We start from the raw sequence: 3,833 nt of genomic DNA, 5'->3' as shown, positions 1-3,833 counted from the left end.
CACGCCCCGCGCGTTGGCCAGGATCCCCAGCGGATACCCGTGCAACTGGGCCCAGCCGGTCACCAGCGACGACCCGTACAGCGGTTTGAACTCGTCGAAGTCGGAGCCATCAACGATGCGGGCGATCACCTCACGAGGGTCGAACGGGATACGCAGATCTGCGGGCACGATGCCGATCAGCTCTTCGGTATCGAACAGCGGTTCGGTCACCGGCCTAGGGGCAGGTCCCTGTTTGACCCAGTTCAGCCGCGTCACGATGCGACGCCCGATGCGGATCGCGTCGAGCTCGTCGACGGCGAAGTAGTCAGCTAAACCCGATATGCGCGCATGCATTTCGGCTCCACCAAGAGACTCGTCATCGGATTCCTCGCCGGTGGCCATCTTCACCAGCGGCGGGCCGGCCAAAAATACCTTAGAGCGTTCCTTGATCATCACCACGTGATCGGACATCCCCGGCACGTAGGCACCGCCGGCGGTGGAGTTGCCGAACACCAGGGCGATGGTGGGGATCCCGGCCGCCGAAAGCCGGGTCAGGTCGCGGAACATCTGCCCGCCGGGGATGAAGATTTCCTTCTGGGTGGGCAGGTCTGCCCCACCGGATTCCACCAGCGAAATGACCGGAAGCCGGTTCTGGAAGGCGATCTTATTGGCCCGCAGTATCTTTCGTAATGTCCACGGGTTGCTGGTGCCGCCTTTGACGGTGGGGTCGTTGGCGACGATCATGCATTCGACGCCGCACACCACGCCAATGCCGGTGACCAGGCTGGCGCCGACTGCGAACGCGCTGCCATACGCCGCCAGCGGGCTGAGCTCCAGAAACGGGGAGTCGGGGTCGACGAGCAGCTCGATGCGTTCCCGGGCTGTCAGCTTGCCGCGAGCGTGATGACGCTCGACGTACTTCGGGCCGCCCCCGGCCAACGCGTTGGTAAGTTCAGCGTCGATCTCGCCCAGCTTTGTCGTCATCGCCGAAGCTGCCTCGGAATAGGCATCGGACTTCGGATCGAGTGTGGATCGCAACACGGTCATGACCACCGCCGACGATGCAGAGCGAAGCGATGTGGGGGTACCCCCAGCCGCGCAGCGGCGAGGGGGCGAGGAGGTGGTGTAATCATGATTGGAATCCAAGGGTTTTCGCGGCGAGTGAAGTGAGGATTTCGGTGGTTCCGCCGCCGATGCCGAGGATCCGCATGTCCCGGTATTGGCGTTCGACTTCGGATTCGGCCATGTAGCCCATGCCGCCGAACAACTGCACAGCTTGGTTGGCAACCCATTCCCCGGCCTCGACGGCGGTGTTCTTCGCGAAACACACCGGCGCGATCAGGTTCGTCTCTCCCGCCAGCTGACGCTCCACGACATTGCGGGAATATACGCGCGCCACGTCGATGCGGCGGGCCATCTCGGCGAGCGTGTTCTGCACCGCCTGTCGGGATATCAGCGGACGGCCGAACGTTTCCCGGTCGCGGCACCACTGCACGGTGATGTCCAGGCACCGCTGCGCGCTCGAATATGCTTGCGAGGCAAGGGCGATGCGCTCGGATACGAATGCCTGGGCGATCTGGGCGAATCCGGTGCTCTCGGCGCCGACCAGCTTGCCCGCCGGCACGCGCGCGTCGACGTAGCACAGCTCGGCGGTATCTGAGGACCGCCAGCCCATCTTGTCCAGCTTGCGGCTGACTGCAAAGCCAGGTGTGTCCTTCTGGACCACGAGCAGCGAAACCCCTGCGGCGCCATGGCCTCCGGTACGCACCGCGGTGACGACGTAGTCGGCCCGTACCCCGGAGGTGATGTAGGTCTTGGCGCCGTTGACGAGGTAGTGATCGCCTGCTAAGACCGCGGTGGTGAGTAGGTGTCCGACGTCCGAACCGCCGCCGGGCTCGGTGATGGCCAGCGCACCAATGAGTTCGCCGGCCAACGTCGGCCGCACGAACTCCTCGATCAGCCGCGCATCGCCGGACGCGACCATGTGCGGCACCGCGATTCCGCACGTGAACAACGAAGCGAAAACCCCGCCAGGTGCGCCGGCTTGGTGCAGCTCCTCGCAGATGATCACCGAGTCGGCGCCGTCGCCGCCACCGCCGCCCACCGCTTCGGGAAAGCCCGCGCCGAGCAGCCCGGCTGCCCCCGCGCGGCGGTGCAAATCGCGGGGCAGATCGCCGGTGCGCTCCCACTCGTCGATATTGGGCAGGATCTCCCGTTCGGTGAACGAGCGCACCGCCTTTCGCAGCTGTTCGCGCTCCGGTGTGGTCCAGATGCTCATGACAAGAGGCTCTCCGGGACGTCGACATGGCGGCTGCGCAGCCATTCGCCTAGTCCCTTGGCTTGGGGATCGAATCGCGCTTGGTAGGCAACGCCCTTGCCGAGGATACCTTCGACGACGAAGTTCACCGCCCGCAAGTTGGGCAGCACATGGCGGGTGACGTCGAGGTCGGCCGTCTCGGGAAGTAGCTCCTTGAGCAGCTCGACGGTCAGCGTGTTGGCCAGCCAGTGCCACTGCTCGTCGGTGCGCACCCAGACGCCGATGTTGGCTGACCCGCCCTTATCGCCGCTGCGGGCCCCGGCGATCCGGCCCAGCGGCACCCTGCGCACCGACCCGGCCGGCAGCTGATCCGGCAGCGGCGGGGGAGTAACGGGTGTTAGCTCCAACGTGTCTGTCGCACAAGGAATATTGGTGCGAGTGCCATCGGAGTGCACCGCGATGTGCGGCACTTGGGCGGCGTCGACATAGCCGGGCGTGAAGACGCCGTAGACCTGACCGTCGCCTGGCGGGGCGGTGACGCTGAACCCCGGATAGCTCGCGAGTGCTAATTCGACTGCAGCCGAGGAGAATCGGCGACCGACATTGGCGGGGTCGGGGTCGCGAACAATACAGTGCAGCAAGGCGCTCGCGGCTTCTTCGGTGTCGGCGTCGGGGTGGTCGGTGCGGGCCAACGACCACTCAAGCTCGGCGGGCTTGACGGTCAAGCTAGCTTCCAGCTGGCGTCGCAGCAGGTCGGCCTTGGCCTCGATGTCCAGGCCGGTCAGGACGAATGTCATGGCGTTGCGGAATCCGCCGATGCTGTTTAGTGACACCTTCAGCGTAGGCGGTGGCGGTTCGCCGATCACACCCGCGATGCGGACCCGGTCGGGGCCGTCGGCGGATAGGTCGATGGTGTCCATCCGGGCCGTGACGTCCGGGTTGGCGTAGCGGGCGCCGGTGATCTCGTAGAGCAGCTGGGCGGTGACGGTGTCGATGCTGACCAGGCCGCCGGTGCCGCGGTGTTTGGTGATCACCGAGGAGCCGTCGGCGTTGATCTCGGCTAGGGGGAAACCGGGGTGCAGGAGGCCGGAGGACTCCGAAATTTCGGTGAAGAACGAGTAGTTGCCGCCGGTGGCTTGGACGCCGCATTCGATGGCATGGCCAGCGACCACGGCGCCGGCAAGCTGGTGGTAGTCGGTGCGGCCCCACCCGAAGTGTGCGGCCGCCGCCCCGACGGTCACCGATGCGTCGGTGACTCGGCCGGTGACGACGACATCGGCTCCGGCACTGAGGCAGTCGACGATGCCCCACGCGCCTAGATAGGCATTGGCGGTCAACGGCGTGCCAAGCCCTAATTCTGCTGCCCGCGGCTGGAGGTCGTCGCCTTCGACGTGGGCGATCCGGGCGCCGATACCCAGACGCTCGGCCAGCTCCCGTACGGCCTCTGCCAGCCCGGCGGGGTTCAGGCCGCCGGCGTTGGCGACAATGCGCACCCCACGGTCGCAGGCCAATCCCAGACAGTCCTCAAGTTGGGTCAGGAAGGTCTTGGCGTAGCCGCGGTCGGGGTGTTTCATCCGGTCGCGACCGAGAATCAGCA

3 protein-coding genes are annotated in these 3,833 nt (G+C 66.0%); all 3 read right to left on the bottom strand.

Annotated elements, in window-relative coordinates; genetic code table 11:
* A partial coding sequence (locus tag AC2VOU_RS05980) for an acyl-CoA carboxylase subunit beta (RefSeq protein WP_486956541.1) occupies positions 1 to 1,020 on the bottom strand: 1,020 nt, incomplete at its 3' end.
* Between the two features lie 88 nt (positions 1,021 to 1,108).
* Positions 1,109 to 2,257 carry an acyl-CoA dehydrogenase family protein gene (locus AC2VOU_RS05975; protein ID WP_486956540.1) on the bottom strand — a complete coding sequence of 383 codons (1,149 nt, stop codon included), beginning with the start codon at positions 2,255 to 2,257 and terminating at the stop codon, positions 1,109 to 1,111.
* Positions 2,254 to 3,833, bottom strand: a 1,580-nt coding sequence (locus AC2VOU_RS05970) for an acyclic terpene utilization AtuA family protein (RefSeq protein WP_486956539.1), incomplete at its 5' end; no start/stop codon positions are given. The genes AC2VOU_RS05970 and AC2VOU_RS05975, both read right to left, overlap by 4 nt.

Source organism: Mycobacterium sp. TH-M25, assembly GCF_057473665.1.
The sequence above is the reverse complement of the archived record's forward strand: the minus strand, read 5'-3'. Positions and strand labels throughout refer to the sequence as shown.

Coding starts and splice junctions, on each gene's coding strand:
- AC2VOU_RS05975 (WP_486956540.1), bottom strand. CDS start 2,257: ATGAGCATCTGGACCACACCGGAGCGCGAACAGCTGCGAAAGGCGGTG.